Source organism: Dialister pneumosintes (assembly GCF_001717505.1).
In the GTDB taxonomy this organism is placed as follows: Bacteria; Bacillota; Negativicutes; order Veillonellales; family Dialisteraceae; genus Allisonella; species Allisonella pneumosinta.
This window is the reverse complement of record NZ_CP017037.1, coordinates 968308-993436: the sequence shown is the minus strand read 5'-3', so window position 1 is coordinate 993436 and position 25129 is coordinate 968308. Positions and strand designations below refer to the sequence as shown.

25 protein-coding genes and 1 pseudogene are annotated in these 25129 nt (G+C 34.6%); 17 read left to right on the top strand and 9 right to left on the bottom strand.

The window, feature by feature from the left end:
- Positions 1–31: 31 nt before the first annotated feature.
- The 3 genes and pseudogenes from BCB69_RS04960 to BCB69_RS04950 all read right to left on the bottom strand — a co-directional run bounded on the left by BCB69_RS04960 (position 32) and on the right by BCB69_RS04950 (position 2920).
- Positions 32–613, bottom strand: a complete 582-nt coding sequence (locus BCB69_RS04960; RefSeq protein WP_236887180.1) for a nitroreductase family protein — start codon at positions 611–613, stop codon at positions 32–34.
- A gap of 24 nt (positions 614–637) precedes the next feature.
- Positions 638–1006 carry a RidA family protein gene (locus BCB69_RS04955; protein ID WP_022513153.1) on the bottom strand — a complete coding sequence of 123 codons (369 nt, stop codon included), beginning with the start codon at positions 1004–1006 and terminating at the stop codon, positions 638–640.
- 102 nt (positions 1007–1108) lie between these two features.
- Positions 1109–2920: pseudogene (locus tag BCB69_RS04950) on the bottom strand (OPT family oligopeptide transporter).
- 252 nt (positions 2921–3172) lie between these two features.
- Here BCB69_RS04950 and pepD point away from each other — a divergent pair.
- The 12 genes from pepD (at position 3173) to BCB69_RS04890 (ending at position 14748) form a co-directional block, all read left to right on the top strand.
- On the top strand, positions 3173–4624 hold the full coding sequence (gene pepD, locus BCB69_RS04945; RefSeq protein WP_069177182.1) for a beta-Ala-His dipeptidase: 1452 nt from the start codon (positions 3173–3175) through the stop codon (positions 4622–4624).
- A 317-nt stretch (positions 4625–4941) separates the two neighbouring features.
- Positions 4942–5856, top strand: a complete 915-nt coding sequence (locus BCB69_RS04940) for an FAD:protein FMN transferase (protein ID WP_069177181.1) — start codon at positions 4942–4944, stop codon at positions 5854–5856.
- Positions 5857–5889: 33 nt separating this feature from the next.
- Positions 5890–6501, top strand: coding sequence for a MotA/TolQ/ExbB proton channel family protein (locus BCB69_RS04935; RefSeq protein WP_069177180.1), 612 nt, complete (start codon positions 5890–5892; stop codon positions 6499–6501).
- Positions 6501–6917, top strand: coding sequence for an ExbD/TolR family protein (locus BCB69_RS04930; RefSeq protein WP_022513591.1), 417 nt, complete (start codon positions 6501–6503; stop codon positions 6915–6917). The genes BCB69_RS04935 and BCB69_RS04930 overlap by 1 nt, the downstream gene beginning before the upstream one ends.
- Positions 6914–7717 carry an energy transducer TonB gene (locus BCB69_RS04925; protein WP_069177179.1) on the top strand — a complete coding sequence of 268 codons (804 nt, stop codon included), beginning with the start codon at positions 6914–6916 and terminating at the stop codon, positions 7715–7717. The genes BCB69_RS04930 and BCB69_RS04925 overlap by 4 nt, the downstream gene beginning before the upstream one ends.
- 45 nt (positions 7718–7762) lie before the next feature.
- On the top strand, positions 7763–8965 hold the full coding sequence (locus BCB69_RS04920) for an FTR1 family iron permease (protein WP_069177178.1): 1203 nt from the start codon (positions 7763–7765) through the stop codon (positions 8963–8965).
- Positions 8966–9103: 138 nt separating this feature from the next.
- The gene (locus tag BCB69_RS04915) at positions 9104–9658 is read left to right on the top strand and encodes an iron transporter (protein ID WP_022513594.1); all 555 of its coding nucleotides are present in this window, start codon (positions 9104–9106) and stop codon (positions 9656–9658) included.
- A 196-nt stretch (positions 9659–9854) separates the two neighbouring features.
- A complete protein-coding gene (locus tag BCB69_RS04910) occupies positions 9855–11114 on the top strand; it encodes a DUF2318 domain-containing protein (protein ID WP_022513595.1) in 1260 nt (419 codons plus the stop codon).
- Between the two features lie 18 nt (positions 11115–11132).
- A complete protein-coding gene (locus tag BCB69_RS04905; protein ID WP_022513596.1) occupies positions 11133–12413 on the top strand; it encodes an ABC transporter permease in 1281 nt (426 codons plus the stop codon).
- 5 nt (positions 12414–12418) lie between these two features.
- Positions 12419–13555: an ABC transporter permease gene (locus tag BCB69_RS04900; RefSeq protein ID WP_216821531.1), complete on the top strand. Its 1137-nt coding sequence runs from the start codon at positions 12419–12421 to the stop codon at positions 13553–13555.
- Positions 13556–13565: 10 nt separating this feature from the next.
- The gene (locus BCB69_RS04895) at positions 13566–14243 is read left to right on the top strand and encodes an ABC transporter ATP-binding protein (RefSeq protein WP_022513598.1); all 678 of its coding nucleotides are present in this window, start codon (positions 13566–13568) and stop codon (positions 14241–14243) included.
- On the top strand, positions 14230–14748 hold the full coding sequence (locus BCB69_RS04890; RefSeq protein ID WP_236887179.1) for an FMN-binding protein: 519 nt from the start codon (positions 14230–14232) through the stop codon (positions 14746–14748). The genes BCB69_RS04895 and BCB69_RS04890 overlap by 14 nt, the downstream gene beginning before the upstream one ends.
- Positions 14749–14779: 31 nt before the next feature.
- Here the strand turns inward: BCB69_RS04890 and ybaK are convergent, their stop codons facing one another.
- Positions 14780–15262: a Cys-tRNA(Pro) deacylase gene (ybaK, locus tag BCB69_RS04885; RefSeq protein ID WP_022513600.1), complete on the bottom strand. Its 483-nt coding sequence runs from the start codon at positions 15260–15262 to the stop codon at positions 14780–14782.
- A 116-nt stretch (positions 15263–15378) separates the two neighbouring features.
- On the opposite strand from ybaK, the gene recQ reads away from it, so the two are divergent.
- From recQ to BCB69_RS04870, 3 genes are read left to right on the top strand one after another with little or no spacing between them, the layout of a single operon-like run.
- Positions 15379–17487: a DNA helicase RecQ gene (gene recQ, locus BCB69_RS04880; protein WP_069177177.1), complete on the top strand. Its 2109-nt coding sequence runs from the start codon at positions 15379–15381 to the stop codon at positions 17485–17487.
- Positions 17488–17543: 56 nt separating this feature from the next.
- Positions 17544–18338 carry a thymidylate synthase gene (locus BCB69_RS04875; protein ID WP_069177176.1) on the top strand — a complete coding sequence of 265 codons (795 nt, stop codon included), beginning with the start codon at positions 17544–17546 and terminating at the stop codon, positions 18336–18338.
- Positions 18335–18823, top strand: a complete 489-nt coding sequence (locus BCB69_RS04870) for a dihydrofolate reductase (RefSeq protein WP_022513603.1) — start codon at positions 18335–18337, stop codon at positions 18821–18823. Before BCB69_RS04875 ends, BCB69_RS04870 begins: the two co-directional genes overlap by 4 nt.
- 48 nt (positions 18824–18871) lie before the next feature.
- On the opposite strand, the gene lpxA is transcribed toward BCB69_RS04870, so the two are convergent.
- From lpxA to BCB69_RS04845, 5 genes are all read right to left on the bottom strand, one after another.
- Positions 18872–19684 carry an acyl-ACP--UDP-N-acetylglucosamine O-acyltransferase gene (gene lpxA / locus BCB69_RS04865; protein ID WP_022513604.1) on the bottom strand — a complete coding sequence of 271 codons (813 nt, stop codon included), beginning with the start codon at positions 19682–19684 and terminating at the stop codon, positions 18872–18874.
- Positions 19685–19847: 163 nt separating this feature from the next.
- Complete coding sequence (gene fabZ / locus BCB69_RS04860; RefSeq protein WP_022513605.1) at positions 19848–20300, bottom strand: 3-hydroxyacyl-ACP dehydratase FabZ; 453 nt, start codon at positions 20298–20300, stop codon at positions 19848–19850.
- Positions 20301–20312: 12 nt separating this feature from the next.
- The gene (gene lpxC / locus BCB69_RS04855) at positions 20313–21155 is read right to left on the bottom strand and encodes a UDP-3-O-acyl-N-acetylglucosamine deacetylase (RefSeq protein WP_069177175.1); all 843 of its coding nucleotides are present in this window, start codon (positions 21153–21155) and stop codon (positions 20313–20315) included.
- A gap of 156 nt (positions 21156–21311) precedes the next feature.
- Positions 21312–22118, bottom strand: coding sequence for a metal ABC transporter permease (locus BCB69_RS04850; protein WP_069177174.1), 807 nt, complete (start codon positions 22116–22118; stop codon positions 21312–21314).
- Positions 22111–22776 carry a metal ABC transporter ATP-binding protein gene (locus tag BCB69_RS04845; RefSeq protein WP_022513608.1) on the bottom strand — a complete coding sequence of 222 codons (666 nt, stop codon included), beginning with the start codon at positions 22774–22776 and terminating at the stop codon, positions 22111–22113. The genes BCB69_RS04850 and BCB69_RS04845 overlap by 8 nt, the downstream gene beginning before the upstream one ends.
- Positions 22777–22966: 190 nt before the next feature.
- Here BCB69_RS04845 and BCB69_RS04840 point away from each other — a divergent pair, with 190 nt between their 5' ends.
- The gene (locus tag BCB69_RS04840) at positions 22967–23887 is read left to right on the top strand and encodes a metal ABC transporter solute-binding protein, Zn/Mn family (protein ID WP_069177173.1); all 921 of its coding nucleotides are present in this window, start codon (positions 22967–22969) and stop codon (positions 23885–23887) included.
- A gap of 165 nt (positions 23888–24052) precedes the next feature.
- Positions 24053–25057, top strand: a complete 1005-nt coding sequence (gene bioB, locus BCB69_RS04835) for a biotin synthase BioB (RefSeq protein WP_083990019.1) — start codon at positions 24053–24055, stop codon at positions 25055–25057.
- Positions 25058–25129 lie beyond the last annotated feature (72 nt).

Genomic DNA, 25129 nt, shown 5'->3' with positions numbered 1-25129 from the left:
TAATAATAAAAGCTCCTTTTAGGAGCTTTTATTATTTCCACAGCAAAATATCTGATTCTAGTCTTTTAGGGACATAATAGTTTTTATTTTCATCTATAGTATATGCAATATTTTGGTTTTTAGGGATATTTATTATATGACTCTGGTGTGCCGGATATCCTAATGCGAGGGCTAAAGTCGGTTTCCATGAAGTATAAATCTCACCTATAGTAGACATGACTTTATTAAACTCTACATTTCCCAATATACAGCTTCCTATCTGTTTTTCCCATGCACCTAATTGTAATGTTCGTACTGCAATTCCTATATCTATAGCACTATTGGATAAACTTTCATTTTCAATACAAATAAGGATAAATGCAGTGGGCTGCTCTCCTTGTTTGGGTTGCCCAAGTTCAGGTGGTAATGCTGCAGCAAAGTGAAAAAATGCTTGAACTTTTTCTACTATAATAGGATTATGTATAATAATATATCGGAGTGGTTGTTTGTTACGTGCAGAGGGAATACCTCGCATGTTTTTTACAATGTCATATAAAATTTCTTTAGAAATTGGTATTTGTTTAAATCTGCGGAAAGTACGGCATGTATTACATAAATCAGAGAAACTTATCATAACTTTTTCTGTAAGTAAAATAAATTATTTAGCAGCAATTACTTCAATTTCACATAAGCCGTTAGCAGGAAGTGATTTTACAGCAAAACAGCTTCTTGCCGGCTTGCTTACAAAATGTTTTGCATACACTTCGTTAAATGCTTTAAAATCATTAATATCAGCTAAAAAACAAGTGGTTTTTATTACATTCATCATAGAAAGTCCGGAAGCAGCTAAAATAGCTGCAATGTTTTTACAAGCCTGTTCTGTTTGTTCAGTTATGGTTTCCGGCATTTTTCCGGTAGAAGGGTTAATTCCTAATTGACCGGAAGTGAATATAAATCCATTAGCTTCATATGCTTGTGAATAAGGTCCAATGGCAGCGGGTGCTTGTTCAGAGTGAATAATTTTCATAGAATCCTCCTTGTAAATTATTTTTATATATCTTTTATTATATACTGTAAAATAGTGATAACTCAATAAAAAAGAGTCCAGAAATTCTGAACTCTTTTTTGTTTATTCTGAATCATCAGGTGTGTATTGTGTTTTAAAAATATGACGGATGAAGTAAAGAATGGTACCAATAAAGCATGCACTGCCAATTAAATCGGCTATGGTTTGGAAATCTGCATTTACAAGTGCTAGTGGATTTTCGCTTCCACCGGAAGTCACAGATATAACAATAAGCAATGCAATTAATACGCCCATAAGACTTTCACCGACAATAAGTCCGGACGCAAATAAAACTCCTCGTTGGTTGCATGATTCAAAATCTTGTTCTTCATGTCCGGGACTTCTAGTCGCAGCTCTTGCTTTTAATTTTTTATGAATAAAGTAACCCATTATAGAGCCGACTACTAAAGGAAGCTCTAGTGTGGGCGGTAAATAAATTCCCATTCCTACAGCAAGTGGAGGAAGGGACAGTTTACCTTTGGAGAAATGTTTAAGTAGTCTATCGGTGATAATAGCAATAATACCTACAACAATTCCAATAAGGATATAGTTCCAGTCCAAAGTAGAGCTAAAAATTCCTTGGGCAATTGTGGTCATTAAAGTAGCTTGTGGAGCACCAAGTGCTTGTGATGGGTCCATACCGGCACGAGGTAATGCACCTGTAAAACCGTATGCTTGATATAAAAGATTTAATACCGGAGCAATAGCAAATGCACCAACAATAGATCCAATAATTAATGCGACCTGTTGTTTCCATGGTGTGGCACCTACTAATTGTCCTGTTTTCAAGAAGTGATAAATCAAATCCACTTACAAAAGAATAAAATGCAATAAATAGTCCTACAATAATTGTAAGTAATACAAGAATAACAGACTTAGGACTCATATCAATATCTGTATGGTGAAGAATTTTATCTTTAGCAGAGTTGTTATTCTTTACCGCAGCAATAGACATTTTTATTCCGTCAATAACCGGTTTCGTAAGAGTAATAAGTGTCCAAACTGCTGCAGTACCAATACAACCTGCACCGATAAATCGAACTTTAGAAGCCCATACTGATTGTGCAAAAGCAGCAATAGTTTGTCCTTGCTCCGGTGGTAAAATACTTGTCAGATATGGAACTAGCACGCCCCAAGACAAAAGTGTTCCTATAAAGATAGACATACCACTGGCAATACCTATCAGATATCCGGCACCTAACAAAGCCATGGAGAAACCCATTGGAAGCTGTGTTGCAGCTGTGCGACCGAGGCTAATCCAATGACTTACTTCTGCAGAAGCCACATGAAATCCATTAGATAATAAAGAAAATATACCGGATATAAGAATACCGTTGATAATATCTTTCATCCCACTGGATTTTTTTTTTTTTCATTAGAAGGAGATTCTTTTTCTTTACGAAGCTGACTGCCTACTTTTAATATTTCGGCAGCTGCACGACCTTCCGGATAAGGAAGATCACTGTTAACCACCATGGCACGGCGAAGCGGAATGGTAAATAAAACACCCATTGATCCGCCACAAGCACAGAGTAACAGTGTTTCCCAGAAGGGGAATCCTTGCCAGTATCCAAGCATAAGCAATCCCGGCAAAATAAAGATAATAGCAGAAAGAGTTCCTGCAGCAGAAGCTTGTGTTTGAACCATATTATTTTCTAAAATATTAGAATTTTTGCAGAATCGCAGTATAGCCATGGAAATAATAGCAGCAGGGATAGATGAAGAAAAAGTTAACCCTACTTTTAATCCTAAATATACATTGGACGCTGTAAAAATAATGGTAATGAGCATACCCAAGAACATACCTCTAAATGTAAGTTCCGGTAGAGTTGGATAACTTACATTTTCTGCAGATAAGTCTTTTTTTTCAGTCATATAGGTTTCCTCCTACAAAAATATAATAGAATTAAAAATAAAAGAATATATACTCTTTTATTATATATCATTTAACGTAGTTATGCTGATTATGTTATATAAATATGAAGGAATATATAGATATTATAAAATAAGTTAATATGTTTATTGTGCTATAATGAAAATAAATATCATTGTAGCTCAAAATTTATTTTAACATGATGTATCGTGCATGGCCTTTATTAGGAATAATTTAATAATTAAGGAGGATTTATGGTACAAGATAAGGAACTTATTGAATTAGTCATGGAAGAATTTAAAGGATTTGCTAAACATCCTAGACCGTCTCATCATGAAAAAGCAATTAGTGATTATTTGGTTAATCGACTTCAGGCATTAGGTGTTACAGAAGTTGTACAAGATGAAGCTTATAACATTATTGCTGAAGTTCCTGCGACTACAGGTTATGAAAAGGCACCTCTTACTATATTACAAGGACATATGGATATGGTTTGTGTAGCAAAACCGGGATATCCTTTTGATCCTCTAACTAGTGAAATAAAATTAATTAGAGAAGGAAATATTTTACGTGCAGATAGAACTAGTTTAGGGGCGGATGACGGGGCCGGTTTAGCAAGTATATTAATCTTGTTGAAACTCGGTGTAGATCATGGGCCGCTTCGTATTATTTTTACCACAGATGAAGAAACAGGAATGACCGGAGCAGCACGTCTAAACCCAAAATATATTTGTGATGCTCAAAATATTATTAATTGTGACTCTGAAAATTTGGATGTTATTTGCACAGGTTCTGCCGGAAGTTGTCACACGCACTTTACAAGACATATACAGTGGGAAAATACGATTCATGATTATGCAGTTTGCATTAAAACGCATGAGTTTATTGGGGGACATTCCGGAGAAACAATTAGTCATGGAAAGAGTAATGCAATACAAGCGTTGGCTGAAACCTTATTGGCTATACGAAAAAAAGGAATAGATTATAGGTTAGCTGCTATTGATGGTGGTGACGCAGCTAATGCAATTCCTGCTAATAGCTCGGCTGTTGTTGTATGCAATAAAAAAGATATAGATGCCATTAATTCTACAATTACATCTGTTAAAGAAGCATTCTATCGAATCTATAAAGGCATTGAAGATAAAGCCAAATGGGATGTGGAAGAAGTTGCTGTTCCTGTTCATACATTTTCATTAAAAGACACTGAAATGTTAATTAATCTCTTATGTATATTGCATTGTGGTACTTTTGTTATGAATCAGTCTTTGCCAAGATTACCGGAACTATCTTCTAATATTGGTACTATTAAAACAACAGATGATATAGTTACTTTTGAATATTTCCCACGAGCCGGAGCAGATGATAGGTTATCCAATTTATTACAAAAGTTACCTTTATTTGCGGAACTTACCGGGTTTTCTTATGAGCAGGGAAAACAGGAACCGGCTTGGACTGTTAATGCTGTTAGTCGGTTAGCACCTTTATATGAAAAGGCTTTTGAAAAAGTTACGGGACGTAAAGTTCGTAAAGAGGCTGTTCATGGGGGGTTGGAGACGGGACATTTTTACCATTTAAACTCTTCAGCGGACATTATTTCAATAGGACCGAATACGCATAATATTCATAGTGCTGATGAATCTGTAGAATTAGATAGTATTGCAACTATGATTCGTGTGTTGGCAGAAACGTTAGCTAATATTAGATGACATCCTTAATATTTAAGATAATTATAAAAGACGTAACTTACAAATTACGTCTTTTATAATATGTGAATATATAGGTATTGTTTAATATACAAAAACATAGCAAAGAGATTAAGGTTAAATATGTATATACTATATGTAGTAAAAATGAATTAAAATGAGAATCTAATTGATAATAATTATTGACTTCAATAAAGAAAACAAGTATACTATTAGCAACTTAAAGATATAATAAAATCAGGAAAATTCTATATTATTGGTTAACAAGGTTTTGTTTTACTTATGAAAAATAATCAATTACAACCATATATGGTGGCATTATGGGGACTTTTTTAAAAGTTACACAATATGGTAAACCTCATAAAAAGGTAGCAGATAAAGTTTCTGATTATTTCCAAAAGATAGAACATGTATGTAGCCGATTTCTTGAGAATAGTGAGATTTCTTGCATAAACCGAAATGCAGGAGTTGGTCCTGTTTCTGTATCGCCTTTATGTGAGGAAATTTGTTTAGAAGCTTGGAAAGAAACAAAATTTACGGAAGGGGCATTTAATCCGACTATAGGGGTACTAAGTTCACTGTGGAATATAGGTCAAGATAATGCCGGTTTTCCTGGTGAAGAAGCAATTAAAGCAGCTACGAAGTTGGTGGATATAGAAGCATTAGAAATTAAGAATCATTCTGTTTTTTTAAAGAAAAAAGGAATGTCTATTGATTTAGGAGGAATAGCAAAAGAGTTTGCACTTTTTCAATCTGCTTGTTTGGCAGAGGAAAAGTACCACGAAGGAATGCTGATTGATGCGGGGGGAGATATAGCTACTGTTGGTAATAAATCAGATGGCAGCCCATGGTGTATAGGAATCCAACATCCGCGAAAAAGAAATACCTTGCTTGCAACTATTATGCTTGATAATTGGGATATGATTCAAACTTCAGGTGATTATCGAAGGTTTATTAAGCATAAAGATACTTTTTATAGTCATATTTTTCATACTGTAAAAGATGAAATACCGTTAATTAGTGCCACTTTGATTTTTAAACGTAATAAAATAATAGCGCCTTTTGGTGGAGCTGCTTGTCTCGCCAGTGGATTAAATAAAGTAAAGCAGTGGCTTGTAAAAGTTCCTGAAATAGAGGCAGTATTAATAACTTATGATGGGAGAGCTTTTATAACAAAAGGAGTACAAAATTACATACATTTTTTAGATGACACTATAGAATTACAAATGTTATAAAAATTATTAGATTAATCAAATATAAAGGAGTTTATGATGGGAATTATTGAGACATTTAAAGCCGGCGGTTCGGTTATGTATATCTTACTGATTTGTTCTATTTGTGTTGCTTCTATCATGATTGAACGTATTATGTTTTATAAACGTGCCGGTAAAAATATAGATGCATTTGTCTCTAAATTGCCTGAAATAATGCAAGGTAAAGATTTTAATGATCTTTTATTAGAAGTAAAAGAAGAAAACAATATAGCAGCTATGATTGTAGAAGAAGGGATACAGGCAGCTATAAAAGGGCAAAATACGACAGTAGCTATTGATACTGCTTATAGTGTGGGTGCAGAAAGCTTACGTGCCCGTTTGTCTTATTTGTCAATGATTGTTACTTTAGCTCCATTGCTTGGTTTATTAGGAACTATTGCAGGTATGATAAGTTCTTTTAATGTTTTTTCGTTACAAGCAGGACAACCGTTAGCGATTACCGGAGGTATCGGTGAAGCACTTATTGCAACGGCAACAGGTCTTTGCGTAGCTATTTTTGCGTTAGTTGTGCATACATGGTTTGCTGCACAAGTAGATCATTTGTTAACCGTAATGGAAAGGGCTTGTTCCCATGTGGAAGCTGAAATTAAACAGAGGGGGCTTTAATGAGAGGAAAACGTAATTTTCATATATTAAAGCAACCAAGTGTCATCATTATTCCCATGATTGATATTATGCTTTTTTTACTAGTATTCTTTATGATAAGCACAATTTATATGGTACAAGTCAATACTATGCAGATTACTCTTCCTTCTGTAGTGAATGCTAAGACGGAAACTAAATCTAATATTATTTCTGTAACTATAGATAAAGATGGTCATGTTTTTTATGATATGGAAAAACAACCCACTATAGAAATTATAGGCGCGGTAAAAAAGACTATTGCAGAAAATCCTGATTCCATTTTTATAATTCGGGCTGATCGAAATGTTAATTATTTTTATGTAACAGACACTATTGATTCTATTAAATCGGCAGGAGGAGCACATATTTCTTTAGCTGCAGAATCGAGGCGACAATGAAAAAGCTATATAAACCTAATTGGACATTTATTGTTATGATGGCGCTTGCTTTTCATGGTTTACTTTTTATCGGAGCTTCGGTTTTTAATGATTTAATTGATAAAACTGCTCCACAAACAGTTTCAGGTGGATTAATTGATTTAGAAGATGAATCGGGAATAGGCGAAATCGGATATAAAGAAGGGGCAGAAGATGGTTCTTTATTAGGTCTTGCAGAGATAGGACAAGGTGTAACCGCTATTAGTGATAAAGATATTAGTACAGATACTAATGCTTCAGCTCCCGAAACAGATATTACTGATGAAATAGATGAATTGCCGTTGACACAAGAAGAGGCTTTATTGACAGAGGAGGTTTTAGATGATGAATCTCCCATTGTGGCAACTAATATGGAAGAAGCTATTCAGCAGTATAAAGAGCGTGTGAAAGAAGCAAAACATAATAAAATTTCTAATAAAAATGTAGTAAAAAGAAAAGGTGGAGGCGGGCATCAGATGGGACAGCCGCCTAAAGTATTGGAAACTTTTTATCCGACAGAAGGTATTGGAAACTTCCATGGTGTTATTAAAGTTAATGTTCTCATTGGGACTGATGGTAAAGTTACTGCTGCCGCAGTAGTGGTTACTTCAGGTAAACGCTCTGTAGATGAACTGGCAATGTCTGCTTGCCGAAGATGGACTTTTAAACCGGCTTTGGACTCTCATGGAGAACCTATGGAATGTTATAAAATTATTGGGATTCCATTTAATGTTTCTCCAAGACTTTCACAAATTTATAGAGAAAAGAATTTGGGCATTTAATATATATTGAACCATTGATACTTAAAATAATTGGGAGATGTACTTATGAGAAAAAAGATGATGCATATGATTGTAACGATTATTTTATTGATAACAGGTGTTATGACTCCTGCGTATGCGGCACAAGAATGGAACCAAGTATATCTTCACATTGAAAAAATGGTTAATCAAGGTGTAGAACAATATAATAATGGCGACCAAATGGCAGCCAAGAAAACAATTAATGATTCTTATTATGGGGTATATGAGAAAGATGGGCTAGAAAAAGCAATACGAACGACCATTGCTTCTAAGGATGCTAATCTTACAGAATATCAATATAGCAAATTAAAAAAAGCTATCCGTGAAGATTATGGGAAAGAAGCTGTACGTAATGAAGCAGATGAGCTACTTGCTATGATTCGAGAGGATGTACAGAAGCTTGAAAATAAAGGAGGAACCGGTGGTAAATGGGCATCTTTTATTCCTGCGCTTTTAATTATGCTTCGAGAAGGTTTGGAAGCTATTTTAGTTGTAGTTGCTATTATGGCTTATTTAATTAAGTCTAATAATCAAAAATATCTTTCTTCTGTTTACAACTATGCAGTATCAGCTATTGCTGCCAGTTTTGTCACCGCTTACATTTTTAGTGAAGTATTAGATACTTTTGCAGCAGGTGCCAATCAAGAATTAATTGAAGGAATTACTGCTCTTATTGCAGTTGTAGTTCTTTTATCTATTAGTTTTTGGATGGGTGGAAAATCTAATGAAAAGAACTGGAAAAAGTATATTGAAGATATGGTACAGTCCAGTATGACCACCGGACGAGCTAAGGCCTTAGGGTTGGCAGTATTTTTGGCTGTATATAGAGAAGGGGCGGAAGTGATTCTGTTTTATCAAGCGCTCTTTAATAGTGCAACGGGTGATACCCATATGATTTGGGCAGGGTTTGGTGCTGCGTGCATAATACTTGCGATTCTTTTTGCTATTATTCAAAAGGGGCTTATTCGAATTCCTTTACGTCAATTTTTTGTAGTAACCAGTACTTTTATGTATTTATTGGCAGTCAGCTTTGCGGGGAGTGGAGTGAGTGAACTACAAGAAGCACAAGTCATTTCACAGACTGTAATTCCTTGGAGTTGGTTACCTAATATTGATTGGTTAGGCTTATATCCTACTTATGAAACTATAGGAATACAACTTCTTCTTCTTGCCTTTGCTGCTATTATTTGGATTTATAAAAGAAAGAATCACAAGGTTAGTTTGTAATATTGGCAGTTGCAGGATTTGCTGCTGCCAATATTGATATAGTCAATAAGAGTACTCTTATTGATTAAGATAAAAAGCATATAAGCTATTTTATCTCACTTTATATTATTTATTTATTTTTTATAGGAGAGTGCTGAGATGAATAAGTTCTCAAAGAAGTTGCTTTTGGGAGCAACAACACTTGCAGTTTTAGCAGGAGGTTTTACCGCATCTGCTGCCGGGTTCCAAGAATATCCAATTGGTGATGAACAAGAAGATCTTGAAAATCACTTTAAAGTTGCATTGGTGTATTTCCAACCTGTACAAATGGAACCGGAAGGATCTATGCTTGCTGCTGATAAGGCTGATATTCACATGGAAACCGATATTCATGCAACAGAAGGTAATGAATGCGGTTTTGGTGTCGGTGAATGGATTCCTTATTTGACAGTTCATTATAAAATGACAAAACAGCAGACCGGCGAAACTTTAGAAGGTGTATTTATGCCTATGAGTGCTGATGATGGTCCACATTATGGTGCTAACTTGAAGTTATTCGGTGCAGGTACCTATGACTGTGAATTCTCTATTGACAGCCCGGCTCGTCAGAACTACAGCCTTCATGTAGATAAAGAAACCGGTGTAACCGGACATTTCTGGGAAGAACCTGTAGTTATGAAATGGACCTTTGATTACGTTCCGCGTAATTGGTGATAAGGTGATATAAAATAATAAGAAGAATAGATTCTTCTTTGATGAGTGCTACATTATAGATTTTTGAATAATAAGATGAGCGGATTATATAAGTGTATAGTTCGGTCAATATAGAGTCGTGATTATTCTTTATAATACGCTCATCTTGTATATTTCTGTCTATAATGTAGTCTTTTCATTTTGAAAGGAATTCTCCATGCAGATGCAACTTTATTTACAACAGCTTATTCCTGCAATGGAATTTGGGATTGCATTAATGATGCCTTTATCGGTATTGTTTGCGATTTTAACTGAATATGATAATGGAAGATACCGTAGCCTTTTTAGAAAAACAGCTTATTGGGGATTCTGGCTTTCTTTATTTTTTATTGCAGTAAAGCAAGGTACAAAAAATGCAATAAGTCGTGAAGGCTTTGAAGGGATAATGGCATTTTTTGCTATTATTAGTGAAATTGTTTTAGCAAGTATGTTAATTGGTAATCAAAATAAAATAGAACAACGAAGTTCTTGGTTTAAACGTGGTGTTATCCTTAATATTATTTCACTTTCATTGTATTATGGAATGGAAATTTGGTTAGTTCCTGTTACAACCATGTTGAATGTTAACGAAATGTTTTCTATAACCATGATAGTAAGAATGCTGGGCTTTATTTCAGGTGGATTTCTTGCTTTTGTTGGCAGTTGGCTAATTTATCATGCAGCAAGATCTTTGAATGATAAAAGACTTACAGTTGTATATTTAATTCAATTAACCGCACTTTTTTTGCAACAACTGGTGTATATTATTCAAATTTTGATGGCAAGACATATTTTACCAACCAGACAATTACTTGTTATTATGGGGCCTATTATTGATCATCAGCGGTGGGTCGTGTTTGTTGTGTTTTTAGTATTATTTACAGTACCGTTAGCATTATTTTCACAAAAATGTCCTGTACGTCATGTAGAACAGAATCCGGCACAATATAGGAAAGTAGTTGCAAAAGATATGCATAAAAAACGTTGGGGGAAAGCATCGGTTGGGATTTTGGTGGTTATGATTCTTTTCTCAACTTTCGGATATACTTATGCAACTAAGGAAGAAGAATTGATTCCCGCCATTGCAGTTACTGCTGAAAATAATAAAGTATCTTTGGAGATAGAAAAAGTAGATGATGGACATTTGCATCGTTTTTCGTATAGGACTAAAAATGGAACTTCTATCCGCTTTATTATTGTAAGAAAAGGCGGATCGGCATATGGAGTAGGGCTTGATTGTTGTGAGATTTGTGGACCTACAGGATATATAGAAAGAGATGATCAAGTAGTTTGTAAATTATGTGATGTAGTTATGAATAAGCAAACCATAGGAATGCCTGGGGGATGTAATCCCATTCCTTTATCTTATGGAGTTGCTGATGGAAAACTTCATATTGAGCAAGAGGATTTAGAAGCAGCAGAAAAATATTTTAGATAACAAAAAGGAGGGATATACGTGTTTTGGCAAATGATAAAAGGTACAATATTTCGTCAGGGGCGTCAGCTTCTTTTTGTGGCACTTGTAGTAGCACTTGGAATATCATTAGCGGCAGCTATGCTTAATGTAATGTTTGATGTTGGTGATAAGGTCAATAAGGAACTTAAAGCTTTTGGTGCAAACATTACAGTTACTTCAAAAAATGCATCTATATTAAAAGATATTTATGGAGTTAGTGATGCAGATACGCCTAAAGAGTATTTAAATGAATCAGATTTAGGTAAAATTAAAACTATTTTTTGGACAAATAATATAGTAGCTTTATCTCCCCATCTTGAAGGGAAAATTACATTGGATAATGGTTATGTTATTCCTTTAGAGGGGACTTGGTTTGATCATGAAATTGAGTTACCTACCGGAGATATTTTTTCGACGGGAGAAACTTATATGAAGTCTTGGTGGCAAATTGATGGAGCATGGCCCAAAGATAATGAACAAAGTTATGCATTGGTTGGAACAGCACTAGCGAATAGATTACAGATTCATAAAGGCGATTCTTTAACTTTTAAAGATAAAGATAATCAAGAACAATCACTATATGTAGCAGGTATTTTATCCAGTGGTGGAGAAGAAGATAATAAAGTAATTACACAATTATCCACTGCACAAGATATTTTAGGATTACAGGGAAAAATAGATAATATTACAGTCAGTGCCATTACAACACCCGAAAATGAATTGGCACGTCGTGCATCAAAAAATCCGAAAAGTCTTTCAATGAAAGAGTACGAAGTTTGGTATTGTACTGCTTATGTAAGTTCTATTGCATATCAAATTGAAGAAGTTGTACAAGGATCTGTAGCAAGACCTGTTCGTCAAATTGCAGAATCAGAAGGAAAGATTTTAGATAAGACACAAATGCTTATGGTTTTAATTACAGCACTGTCTCTCTTATCCGCAACTATGGGAGTATCTAATCTTGTCAGTGCTAATGTTATGGAACGGAGCAAAGAGCTGGGATTATTAAAAGCTCTGGGCGCGACAGACTTATCGGTAGTTATGTTAGTACTTACTGAAATTTTTATAGCAGGCATTATCGGTGGCATTGTCGGATATATAGCTGGAATCGGATTTGCACAATTTATTGGGCAAGCCGTTTTCGGTTCAGCAATTGCTATTAACTGGATGGTTGTTCCACTTCTTGTGGTTTTACTTGTTTTTATGCTTCTTATAGGCAGTTTACCGGCAATTAAATCGTTATTAAAACTGAGACCCGGCATTGTACTTCATGGTAGGTGATGATTATGAATATGAAAAAAGTTCGCATGTACTTCACTATGGTTGTCAATGCATTGCTTAGAAGAAAATTTAGGATGTTTATAGCACTTCTAGCTGTAGCTATTGGTGCAACTATTATTTCAGGGATGATTACTGTTTATAAAGAAGTTCCTGAACAAATGGGACGAGAATTTCGTGCCTATGGTGCTAACTTATTGTTGATTCCGGCAGAGGGGAATACAATACTATCAGAGAATAGTATTACTCCTGTATATAGCTTACTTGATTCTCATGAAGTTGTAGGGAAAGCTCCTTTTTTATATGAAAGATTAAAAATTAATGAATCTCCTGTTTTAGTAGGAGGTACAGACTTTGATGAAGTAAAAAAAGTTGCACCATATTGGCAAATTGAAGGGCATATGCCTAAAAAGGGTTCTAAAGAAATTCTTATTGGGCATGAACTTGTTGATAAATATCAAGCAAGTATAGGCTCACAAGTCGTAGTGGTGTCTAGCGATGGGGCTAAAGAAGATTTCTACACCGTGTCGGGGATTGTACGTACTGGTGGAAAAGAAGAACAATTGGCGTATATAGATTTAGTGCAAATGCAAGAATTCATTGATAAACCCGGTCAGATTAGTATGGTACAAGTAAGTGTAGTAGCAGATTCAAAAGAGCTTACTGTTTTAGAAAAAGAAATGAAAAACAAGACACCTCATGTTAGACCACAAACTGTAAATCAGATTGTGAAATCAGAACAAGCAGTACTGGGGAAATTACAAGCTTTGGTTCTTTTAGTAACGATAGTAGTACTTTTGCTTACACTTATTTGTGTAGGAACTACTATGACAGAAGTTGTACAAGAGCGTAGGAAAGAAATAGGACTAAAGAAAGCTTTAGGGGCTACCAATATTAATATTGCAGGAGAGTTCTTTGGAGAAAGCTGTATGTTAGGCTTTATTGGAGGCTTAATAGGTATCGGAGGCGGATATGTTTTTGCTTATACTGTAGGTGTACATGTATTTGGTCGAATGATAGGGGTTCCATTCTTTGTTGGAGCAATTACAGTTATCTTATCTATTGTAGTAACGGCACTGGCTACAATGCTTCCTGTAAAAACAGCTGTAAAGATAGAACCGGCAGTTGTTTTACGTGGTGAATAAGGAGAATGTTATGAGTTTATTACAATTAAAAGATGTAGGTATGCTTTATGGTGGCCGTGTTCCTGCATTACAAGGGATTAATTTGACTGTAGATAAAGGTGATTGGTTGGCAATTATGGGACCATCCGGATCCGGAAAGACCACATTGATGAATATTATCGGTTGTATGGATAATCATACTTCCGGAGAAGTGATTTTAGACGGTATTAATTTAAATAATGTATCAAAAGAAGAATTAACACAAATCCGAAGAGATAAAGTGGGAATGGTTTTTCAACAATTCCATTTAATTCCTTATTTAACTGCAGTAGAAAATATTATGGTTGCACAATTTTACCATAGTATTCCTGATAGAAAAGAGGCAATGGAAGCCTTGGATCGTGTGGGACTTGCTGATAGAGCCGAACACCTTCCTAGAGAACTTTCAGGCGGAGAACAGCAACGTGTTTGTATTGCTCGTGCATTAATAAACTATCCGGTTCTTATTTTGGCAGACGAACCTACGGGAAATTTAGATGAAAAGAATGAACGCTTAGTTATGGATATTTTTAGACAGCTTAATAAAGAAGGACATACTATTATTACTGTTACGCATTCCGGTTTAGTTGGTGCTGCTGCCAAAAGAATTATTATTATTAACCATGGGCATATAGAAAAAACAAAGGAGCAGGAACATGGAGCAAAATAAAATGACAAAATACGGTGTATTAGTAGCAGCAGGAGTAGCTTCTGTACTTATAGGGGGATGTGGTACAGAGAGTTCTGTAACTACTCCGGCAGATAAAAAAGTATCTAATGAAATGGAATATATGCCGCCGCAAATTAATACGAAAGAATTGCTTGCTAAAGCTAAGGATGGTACTTTTTCAGGAATAAGCGACCCTGATGACAGAGGGGCTTATGGGAAAATTTCTATTACTATTAAAGACCATCAAATTATAGCAAGTACTTTTGAAGGATATAAGAAAGACGGAACACTTAAAGACGAAAGCTATGGGAAGACAAATGGAGAAATTGAAAATAAAATTTATTATAATAAAGCACAATTAGCAGTAAGTGCTATTAAATCCTATGGGGAAGCACTTTTACAGACACAAGAGTTAAATAAAGTAGATGGAATTTCCGGTGCGACAGTATCTTATAAACAGTTTTTCGAAGCGGCACAACGTGCATTAGAACAAGCGTCCTTATAATAATAAAAAATAAAGCAGTCATTTGACCGCTTTATTTTTTTGTAATCTCTACAACAATAGCATGAATAAACTGAATCAGTGCTTGTGGAGAAATAAGTACTTGCATCCCTCTTTGACCGGCACTGATACTGATTAATGTATGGTTTTTGCAATGGGAATCGATATAAGTTGGAAATTCTTTTTTCATACCGATAGGAGAGCATCCTCCTCTTACATAACCTGTTAATGTAAGGAGATTTTTTACAGGAATCATTTCCACCTTTTTATTACCACTTACTTTAGCAGCTGTTTTTAAATTCAATTCATAGCAAGATGGTAAGCAAAACACAATCGGACCGGTTTTATCTCCTTGTGTAACAATAGTTTTAAAAACCATATTGGGACTATATCCTAGTATATTGGCTGTATGTATACCTGAGAGATCTTCTTCTGTATATTCACAAGACTTTGTTTCATAAGGAATGTGCGCTTGGTCTAACATTCTCATTACATTTGTTTTTTTGTGTTTTTTCATTAAGTATGCCCTCCATCGTATGGCTGTTTTTATTATATTACTTTTTCTGAAAATTCGAAAAATTTAATGATTATATATGTGGTAAAATAAATAAGCAATCATATTAGAAAGGAGAGATGGATGTGCAATCACCGGAATCATTATTAAAAAAGTATTTTGGATATGATAATTTCCGCAAAGGACAACGAGAAGTTGTACAAGCTCTTTTAGAGAAGAAAGATATATTAGCTATTATGCCTACCGGAGCGGGAAAATCTATTTGTTTTCAAATACCTTCTTTACTAATGCCTTATGGAGTTGTTGTCATTTCTCCTTTAATTTCACTTATGAAAGATCAAGTGGAAGCATTAAAAGAACAAGGGATTGAGGCTGCATATGTGAATAGCACCATATCTTTTGATGAGTCTATTGAGTGCTTACGAGATGTGTATAGAGGTAAAATTAAAATATTATATATGGCTCCTGAAAAATTGGAACCTTCTTACTTTACTGATTGCTTAAGTCAAGTTCCTTTATCTATGGTTGTTATTGATGAAGCTCATTGTGTATCTCAATGGGGACATGATTTTCGTCCCAGCTATAGAAAAATTAGAGAGTTTATAGATTCTCTTACTGTTAAACCTATAGTGTCAGCCTTTACTGCTACGGCAACACCCTTAGTAGAAGCTGATATAAAAAAAAGTTTAGGTCTTGAGCAGGCTATGCTTTTACGTATTGGCTTAGATCGTCCGAATTTATCTTTTCGTGTTTTTCGTGGATTACCTAAAGAGAAGCAGAATCAATTGCTTTTGAAGTATGTGAAAATGCATAGTAGAGAGAGCGGTATTATTTATTGCGCTACACGAAAAGCTGTAGATTCTATATATGAATTATTAAAACAACAAGGTGTATCTGTCGGGAAATATCATGCAGGGCTTGCTGATGAAGAACGATATAATTCACAAGATGATTTCTCTTATGAGAGAAAAATGGTTATGGTTGCTACTAATGCTTTTGGTATGGGCATAGATAAAAGTAATGTTCGTTATGTAATTCATTATCAAATGCCTAAAAGTTTAGAAGCCTATTATCAAGAAGCAGGACGTGCAGGGCGAGACGGGGCTAAGGCAGAATGTATTTTATTTTATAATGCTAAAGATGTAGGCATACACAAGTATTTATTATCACAATCTGACTTGTCGGAAGAGCAGAAACAAATAGAGTATCGTCGGTTACATAAAATGATTGCTTATTGTGGTACAACTTCTTGTTTACGTAATACAATTTTAACTTATTTTGGAGAGAAACCTACTCAAGTATGTAATCATTGTTCTTCTTGTGAAACTATGCATAGCGAGCGAGATATTACTGATTTGGCAACATTAATATTTCGTACCATACGAAATGTTGGGGAAAGGTTTGGCAGTTCTGTGATTGCTGATATATTAAAAGGAAGTCGGTCTCAATATATTCTTTCTCACCAACTAAATAAACAATTGACTTATGGAAAACTTTCTTTTGAAAAAACAAATTCCATTCGAAGTATATTACATACGTTAATTGCAGATGGATATCTACAGCAAGTCGGTGAGCCTTACCCTATAGTACAACTGACAAATAAAGCTGAACATGTATTGTTGGGGAAAGCGAAAGTTAAGGGGTTAGCACCTGGAGTGGATGCTATGATTGCTAAGCAAACTGTTACCGATTTTTATAAACCATTATCACATGATAGATTGTATGAGAAATTATTACAATTGCGTAGTACTATAGCACAACGAGAGCATGTACCTCCTTTTGTTATATTTTCGGATGCGACTTTAGAAGAAATGGCAACAGAAGTGCCTACTAGTTTTCAGCAGTTAGGAAAAATTAATGGTGTAGGAGATTTTAAACTACAAAAATATGGACGTCCCTTTTTGAAGGTACTTAAAGAAGATTTTGCTTTAAAGAAATTAGAGAAACTAAATCAGAAGCAAGAAAATAAAAAGCAAGAAGTTCAAAAAGAGTGGATTTATAAATATTTGTCTTCTATTCGGCTTTCTTGTTCAAGACAACAAGGGATTGAACCATTTAGAGTGTTTTCGAATAGAACACTGGAAGAAATGGCAGAATATATACCTAAGAATAAAACCGAGATGATGAATATATATGGAGTGGGACCGGTCAAATGGGAAAAGTATGGAAATATATTTTTATCAGCTATTCAAGATGTTTTGCATAAGATAAAAATACCGAGAACATGAGTATGTAAAAAATTAATAATATTTTTGAAGAAGATTCAGATATAAAGGAGATTATAATGAGTTGTGCCGATATACAATATTTGAATATCGTTGAGAATATTCTAAAACAAGGAACTTTCGGTCAGAATCGCACCGGTATGCCTGCATATAAATTACCGCATCAAATTATGCAGTTTGATTTAGCGAGAGAATTTCCTATTTTGACAACCAAATTTGTGGCGTTTAAAACAGCTATTAAAGAAATTTTATGGATTTGGCAAAAACAATCTAATGATGTACGTTTATTACAAGAGTGGAATTGCCATATTTGGGATGAGTGGATGAAAGAGGATGGTACTATTGGTAAAGCGTATGGTTATCAATTAGGTAAATACCATCAAGTAGACACGTTGCTTGCTACATTAAGAGAAAACCCACAGAGTCGCAGAATGGTAGTATCTATGTGGAATGTAGAAGATTTACCGGAGATGGCATTGCAACCATGTGCTTTTTTGACTATGTGGGATGTATCATCGGATGGACGATTGAATTGTATGTTAGTACAACGAAGCGGTGATATGGGATTAGGTATTCCTTTTAATATGGCCCAATATGCTGCATTAACTTGTATGGTTGCAAAAGTTTCTGATCTTCGTCCCGGTTTATTTACACATGTGATAAACAATGCACATATTTATGAAAACCATGTAGAACCGTTAAAACTTCAACTGGATAGGAGAGAACAAGCATTAGCGGCGCCTCATTTACTTATTAATCCGGAAATTAAGAATTTCTATGAATTTAAGCCGGAAGATATAATTTTAGAAAACTATCAGCATTTAGGGAAAATTTCTATGAAGGTGTCAGTATGAGTTTATCAATTATAGTTGCAGTAGCTTCCAATGGAGTGATTGGTGGCGATAATAAATTGTTATGGCATTTACCTGATGATTTACAGTGGTTTAAAAAGTGCACAATGGGACGTCCTATTATAATGGGAAGAAAAACCTTTGAAAGTTTACCTAAAGTTTTACCGGGGAGAATACATTTTGTTTTATCAAAAAATACCGGTTATAAAGTTCCGGAAGGTGTTAAATTATTTTCAGATGTAGATATATTATTGCAAAGTTTACCTGAAGGGGAAAACTTTATTATTGGTGGAGCTAATATATACAAGTTACTCTTTGATTATGCAGATAAAATGTATATAACTAAATTGGGGATATCTTATGATGGAGATGCTTATTTTCCTACATTTGATGAAAAACAATGGACTTTAGTAGAGTCAACTAAAGGTATTGGAGATATTCCACATCAATTTATGGTTTATCATAAAAATAAAATAGAAGATATTTGAATTCAAATAAAAAACAGGTGCTTTATAAACACCTGTTTTTTATTATTTTTATCGTTCACGTGTACGACAAAGTCCACGATCAGAATTTCTTAAGAAAGCCAAAAGATGTTCGATTTCCGGAGTAGAAGATAATTCTTGTTCCATCTCATGAATAGCATCATCTAGTTTTAATCCTGAACGGAATATTAATTTAAAAGCACGTTTTAGCTCTTTCTTTACTTCAGCTGTGATATGGTTTCTAGCAAGTCCCACACTATTTAATCCGATAACACGAGCCGGATTTCCGTCTACAATTACAAAAGGACAAACATCTTGAACAATTTTAGATACACCGCCTACCATAGAACCGGCACCAATTTTAACAAATTGGTGAATTCCGGACATTCCACCAATGACAGCACGGTCTTCTATTGTGACATGACCCGCTAAACCTGAAAAACTGGAAATAACAATATGATCTCCTAGGTTACAGTTATGAGCTATATGTACATAGGCTTGAAACATATTATAAGAACCGATACGTGTTTCTTGATTTTCTCCGGTTGCACGATGAATAGTACAATATTCACGAATACTATTAAAGTCTCCAATTACTACTGTACTGAATTCTCCCTGAAATTTTAAATCCTGCGGTTCTTCTCCAATAACGGCATGAGGGAAAATATGGTTGTTTTTACCCATTCTAGTATGAGCAGCAATAACCGCATGTGCATCTATGATAGAACCTTCTCCTATTTCGCAGTTAGGTCCAATCACAGCATATGGTCCAACAATAACATTTTTGTGAAGAACGGCGGTAGGATCTACAATGGCAGAGGGGTGAATCTCCGGATTCACTCTTTTTATAACTTTAAGCTCCATAATCCTATTGCCTCCGTAATAAAATAGCAATCTTATTCTTATAATATAATCTGCATTTCTTTTTATTTATAAACAGTTAAAATCAGTTAAAAAAAGTTATTTTAACTGATTTTCTGTTAATATCTTTCTTTTTCTATGCTTTTTTACTTATTTAAGTGAATTTTTATTTTTTTGAACTGTCTGTAGTACTTTCCGCTAAATAGAAGAGGAAATCTGCTTCTGCAGCAATAGCACCGTTTACTGTGCCTTCGCAATGTACCTTACCCATGCGTCCCACTGTTTTTAATATAGTAGCTTTAGTAGTCAGCACATCTCCTGGACGTACGGGCGTACGGAAGCGGACCTTATCCATGCCGGTAAACATTGGAATTAAATTACGATTTTCTTCAGGGTACATTAAAGCGACTCCACCGACTTGTGCCATGGCTTCACAAATTAGAACTCCAGGCATAACCGGATGTTTAGGGAAATGCCCTTGAAAAAAAGGTTCATTCATGGATACACATTTAGTTCCTATAGCGTATTTCATGGGAACCAACTCAATAATTTTATCAACAAGAAGCATGGGATAACGATGTGGTAAAATTTCACAAATTTGATCGATATTTAATTGCATGAGAATCCTCCTCTATTTACACTCATATTCATTTCGAAGTTGAATGAGTTTTGCTGATAAATCGGCGTTTAATTTATGGCTTCCAAGTACTGCAATGATATGAGCGTTAAATGGTCCTACGAGAGATACATCACCTAAAATATCAAGAATTTTATGACGTACCAATTCATCACTCCATCGTGGTTTTGAAAGGCAATCCTTTTCCGAATACACTACTGCATTTTCTAGTGTTCCACCTAAACCAAGACCCATCTTGTGCATGGTTTCAATTTCTTTGGTAAAACCAATAGTACGAGCACTTGAAATTTCTTTTATATAGGAGTTAGAGGTTATTTCTAAATCCATTACTTGAGTTCCTAATAAAGGATGTGGGTTTACAGAAGTAAAAGTTACACGTAATCCTTTATAAGGGAGTGCAGCAATAAATTTATCCTCCTCATATACCGAAACACTGTGGGGAAGTTCAAATACTTCTATCTCTTCCTTTTGTGTTTCAATACCGGCTTCTAATATTAAATCTACAAATACCTTAGAACTTCCGTCTCCTACCGGAGGTTCCGGAGAGTCCATTTCGATAATACAATTATCAATCTGCAATGCATAAAGTCCGGATAGAATATGTTCTACCGTAAACACTTTAGCGAGGTTGCGTTCCAGGGTGGTTGCTCTAAGTGTATTCGTTACATAATTTATATGTGCAGGTACTTCCGGCTGATTAGGTAAATCGATTCGTCGAAATATAATTCCTGTGCCGGGAGCTGCAGGGTGCATAGTAAGTGTTACAGGAATTCCGGAATGAAGCCCATTTCCTTTATATACAACGGTTTTTTTTATTGAATGCTGTAAGCGTTTCACAAGAAACTCCCTTTCTTAATGGAATTTATAAAACATATCATATTATTTTACAATTTTTAAGTCATGGGTGCAAATTTAACTTTACCAAAAAGATATAAAGCTAAAAGAATAGCATATTTTGTTATATGCTATTTTTTAGTAAGTAAAAAGCTTTTTTTAGTAAGTAAAAAGCTTTTTTTGAATTTGTTTAATTACTATAGTTAACAAAAGTGTTCCTGTTGCTATAAGAGCTGTAATTCCGCCGGGAGCAGCTCCCGCATAATAAGAGATAATTAGTCCGGAAAGAATATCCAAAAAGCTATAAGCAATAGAAGTGAATAATGTAGCACGGAATCCTTTATTAAGTTGCAAAGCAGATGCTACCGGCAATGCCACCATAGAAGATATTACTAATATTCCTACAGAACGGATGGATACAGAAATGGCAGCAGCCACTAAAATTGCAAAGATATAATTAATTGTTTTCACCTTTACATTTACAACTTTAGCTGCTGTTTCATCATATGCTAAATATAGTAGTTGGTGATAAAAAGTAATTAAGGTAGCTACCGCTATTATACTTAGCAATGCAGTAACTATTAAATCAGTTTTACTTACGGTGAGCATGCTTCCAAACAAATACATATTAGCATTCGCATGCAAAACTCCTGATGTAATCAGTGTAATAGCAATTCCTACAGACATAGACAAAATAATAGCTAAAATAAGATCAGTATATTTTCGAAAATATTGTCTTAAAAATTCTATTGCGAGTCCGCCAAAAGAGGTAAATAAGAATGCGGAGATAATAGGACTTTTGTTAAAGAAAAGTCCTAAGGTAACACCCGCAAGAGATGCATGTGCCAATGTATCACCAATCATTGAATAACGTTTTAATACTAAAAAGATACCTATACATGGGCATAATATAGCAATGCATATGGAAATAAGCAATGCATTTTGCATAAAAGTATAACTAAGCATGAGGGAATCCCTCCTTTGCTATATACTCTTTCAAATAGTTTTGTGGGGTACAAAGATGTCCTTTGCCATCGGATAGATGATAAATCATGGATGAACTTTCTGTTGCTGCATATAAGTTATGCTCTACAGAAAGAATAGTAAGTTTTTTGTTTTTATTTAATTCACGTAATATTTTATAAATTTCTTTTTGGCTGGATATATCTACTCCGGTAGATGGTTCATCTAATACTAATAAATCCGGGGTGCCCATAAGTGCTCTTGCAATCAGCATACGTTGATATTGACCTCCGGATAAATCTCCTACTAATTGATTTTTAAAGTCTTGCATTTGAGTAATAGATAATATTTCGCATACATTAATATTTTTCATATGAAGCAATTTTCCATAAGAATAAATTACTTCTTGTACTGTAATAGGAAAAGCACTGTTAAACTCTTGTCTTTGGGGTACATATCCGATTTTATTAGTTTTTATTTGAATAGTACCTGTTGTGGGAGAAAGGAAGCCTAAAATAAGTTTTAAAAGTGTGGATTTTCCACAGCCGTTATTTCCCACTATTGAAATATAAGAATCTTTAGGGACTAGCAAATTAACACCTGAAAGAGTATAAGGTGTTTGCCCAGTATATTTAAAAAATAAATTTTCTATAATAATCATAAAATAACCTCATTTTTGTATCATCATAGCATAGAATATCTTGTTTTTAATAATAAAATAAAAATAACTTGACGTTTTTCATATTTTAAGAGATCATATAAATATAAGAATCATTCTTAAATTTATGTTTTTATTATACCTATGTATAAGGTAATTGTGAACTGATATTTATCAGTTGGAGGGAAAGTAAATGAAGAAAGTATTTACTAGAAGTGTAGCAGCTCTTGCTTTAGGCGCATCTATTGCATTAGCTTTTTCAGGTTGTGGGAGTCAAACCCCGGCAAAACAAGATACTACAGAAAAGATTAAAGTAGTAGCTTCTTTTGATGCTATGAAAGAAATTACACAAGCTATCGGTGGCAATAAGGTGGATGTGACCACCATTATTCCGGAAGGCATTGAACCACATGATTATGAATTAAAAACTAGCGATGTACAAAAATTACAGGAAGCTAAATTATTTGTATATAATGGTTTAGGAATGGAAGCATGGGCTGATAAAGCAATACAGACAGCTAGTGCAGATAATCTCATGTCTGTTGCATTAGCAGAACATGTACAGCCTATCGAATTAACCGATCCGGAAGAAATTGAAGAACATGGTGCGTATGATCCTCATGCTTGGTTAGGACTTACTTCTGCTAAGGAAGAAGCTTCTGCAGTAAAAGATGCATTGATTAAGATTTCTCCGGAAGACAAAGAATATTTTGAAAAAAATTATATGGCGTTTGCTGATGAAATCGATAAGATGCAAGAAGAATATATGAAGAAAGTTGCTAATGCAACTCGCAAGGAAATTGTAACCGGACATGCAGCATTTGGGTATCTTTGTCGTGATTTAGGAATTTCTCAAGAAAGTGTAGAAGATGTATTTGCATCAGGAGAACCTTCTGCACAGAAATTGGCGGAATTGACTGACTTCTGTAAGGCACATAATGTTAAAGTTATTTTTACAGAAGATTTAGTAAGTCCTGCTGTGTCTGAAACTTTAGCAAAGGAAGCTGGTGCTAAAGCAGAAGCTATTCATACTATAGAATCAGCTGAAGATGGAATGACTTATCTTGCACGTATGAAAGATAACCTTAATAAGATTGCAGAAGCATTAATGTAATCAACATGAGGAAAGAGTGATGTACTATGTTTTGTAGACAGCACTCTTTTTTTGAATAAATAGTCAACTTAAATAAAATAAAAAGTTGACTTATTTTTAGAGGATAAGTATTCTTGAAGTATAAGAAATTTAATTATACAGATGAATAGGGAGGAAACATATAAGATGGAGGTAGGTTATCATCAAATTATAGAATTGGCAGAAAAAGTGATTGATGGATATACCATTAGCCGGAAAGAAGCCATCGATTTAATAAATACTTCGGATAAAGATACTATGCTTTTGCTAGCTATGGCGGATAAAATCAGACAAAAATTTAGTGGAGAAGGGGTTGATTTTTGTGCCATTATTAATGCGAGAAGTGGACATTGTCCTGAAGATTGTAAATTTTGTGCACAGTCCGGGTGGTGGAAGACCGGTGCTAATGTATATAAACTTTTACCGGAAAATGAAATTATAGCTGCTGCATATAAATCCAAACAGGCAGGAGCTGTTAGATTTTCTATTGTTACAAGTGGGAGAAATCAAGATAATCAAAATGAATTTGAAGAAATTATACGAGTTGTCAAACGTATTAAAGAGGAAGTAAAAATAGAAGTATGCTGCTCTTTAGGGTTAATTACAAAAACACAAGCTATTCGATTAAAAGAGGTGGGGATTACACGTGTACATTGTAATATAGAAACAGCCCCCTCTTATTTTCCTTCTATTTGTACGACTCATACCATGGAAGATAAAGAACACATTATACGTACTGCACAAAGAGCCGGGATTCGGGTATGTTCCGGTGGCATATTGGGGTTAGGTGAATCTAAAGAACAGCGGGTAGAAATGGCTTTTAAATTAAAAGAACTGCACATTGATTCTATACCTCTTAATATATTAAATCCGATTAAGGGAACCCCTTTTAGTCAAAATAAATCATTATCACCATTAGAAATTTTACGTACTTTTGCTGTTTTTAGATTTATTCTTCCGAAAGCATTAATTCGTACAGCCGGAGGACGTGAAGTTAATTTAAGGAGTTTACAAGCCTTAGCAATAAATGGTGGACTTAATGGTATTATGGTTGGTGGGTATTTAACGACGGGGGGAAGAAATCCGGTATTAGATAAGCAGATGATTGCGGATTTAGGTAGAACATTTACTACTCCTAAAATAAATTTCTAAATATAAAAAGAATGGAACTTATAGGAACCATTCTTTTTATATTTAGAATGGTATTATAAATATAGAGTATTA

Excerpts from the sequence above, each read along its gene's own strand:
- ybaK (WP_022513600.1), bottom strand. The coding sequence starts at position 15,262 with ATGAAAAAACACAAAAAAACAAATGTAATGAGAATGTTAGACCAAGCG.
- BCB69_RS04895 (WP_022513598.1), top strand. The coding sequence starts at position 13,566 with ATGAGTTTATTACAATTAAAAGATGTAGGTATGCTTTATGGTGGCCGT.
- bioB (WP_083990019.1), top strand. The coding sequence starts at position 24,053 with ATGGAGGTAGGTTATCATCAAATTATAGAATTGGCAGAAAAAGTGATT.
- BCB69_RS04920 (WP_069177178.1), top strand. The coding sequence starts at position 7,763 with ATGAGAAAAAAGATGATGCATATGATTGTAACGATTATTTTATTGATA.
- BCB69_RS04930 (WP_022513591.1), top strand. The coding sequence starts at position 6,501 with ATGAGAGGAAAACGTAATTTTCATATATTAAAGCAACCAAGTGTCATC.
- recQ (WP_069177177.1), top strand. The coding sequence starts at position 15,379 with ATGGATGTGCAATCACCGGAATCATTATTAAAAAAGTATTTTGGATAT.
- BCB69_RS04900 (WP_216821531.1), top strand. The coding sequence starts at position 12,419 with ATGAATATGAAAAAAGTTCGCATGTACTTCACTATGGTTGTCAATGCA.
- BCB69_RS04910 (WP_022513595.1), top strand. The coding sequence starts at position 9,855 with ATGCAGATGCAACTTTATTTACAACAGCTTATTCCTGCAATGGAATTT.
- BCB69_RS04960 (WP_236887180.1), bottom strand. The coding sequence starts at position 613 with ATGATAAGTTTCTCTGATTTATGTAATACATGCCGTACTTTCCGCAGA.
- BCB69_RS04955 (WP_022513153.1), bottom strand. The coding sequence starts at position 1,006 with ATGAAAATTATTCACTCTGAACAAGCACCCGCTGCCATTGGACCTTAT.
- BCB69_RS04845 (WP_022513608.1), bottom strand. The coding sequence starts at position 22,776 with ATGATTATTATAGAAAATTTATTTTTTAAATATACTGGGCAAACACCT.
- fabZ (WP_022513605.1), bottom strand. The coding sequence starts at position 20,300 with ATGCAATTAAATATCGATCAAATTTGTGAAATTTTACCACATCGTTAT.
- pepD (WP_069177182.1), top strand. The coding sequence starts at position 3,173 with ATGGTACAAGATAAGGAACTTATTGAATTAGTCATGGAAGAATTTAAA.
- BCB69_RS04875 (WP_069177176.1), top strand. The coding sequence starts at position 17,544 with ATGAGTTGTGCCGATATACAATATTTGAATATCGTTGAGAATATTCTA.
- lpxA (WP_022513604.1), bottom strand. The coding sequence starts at position 19,684 with ATGGAGCTTAAAGTTATAAAAAGAGTGAATCCGGAGATTCACCCCTCT.
- BCB69_RS04935 (WP_069177180.1), top strand. The coding sequence starts at position 5,890 with ATGATGGGAATTATTGAGACATTTAAAGCCGGCGGTTCGGTTATGTAT.
- BCB69_RS04850 (WP_069177174.1), bottom strand. The coding sequence starts at position 22,118 with ATGCTTAGTTATACTTTTATGCAAAATGCATTGCTTATTTCCATATGC.
- BCB69_RS04870 (WP_022513603.1), top strand. The coding sequence starts at position 18,335 with ATGAGTTTATCAATTATAGTTGCAGTAGCTTCCAATGGAGTGATTGGT.
- BCB69_RS04915 (WP_022513594.1), top strand. The coding sequence starts at position 9,104 with ATGAATAAGTTCTCAAAGAAGTTGCTTTTGGGAGCAACAACACTTGCA.
- BCB69_RS04840 (WP_069177173.1), top strand. The coding sequence starts at position 22,967 with ATGAAGAAAGTATTTACTAGAAGTGTAGCAGCTCTTGCTTTAGGCGCA.
- BCB69_RS04940 (WP_069177181.1), top strand. The coding sequence starts at position 4,942 with ATGGGGACTTTTTTAAAAGTTACACAATATGGTAAACCTCATAAAAAG.
- BCB69_RS04890 (WP_236887179.1), top strand. The coding sequence starts at position 14,230 with ATGGAGCAAAATAAAATGACAAAATACGGTGTATTAGTAGCAGCAGGA.
- BCB69_RS04925 (WP_069177179.1), top strand. The coding sequence starts at position 6,914 with ATGAAAAAGCTATATAAACCTAATTGGACATTTATTGTTATGATGGCG.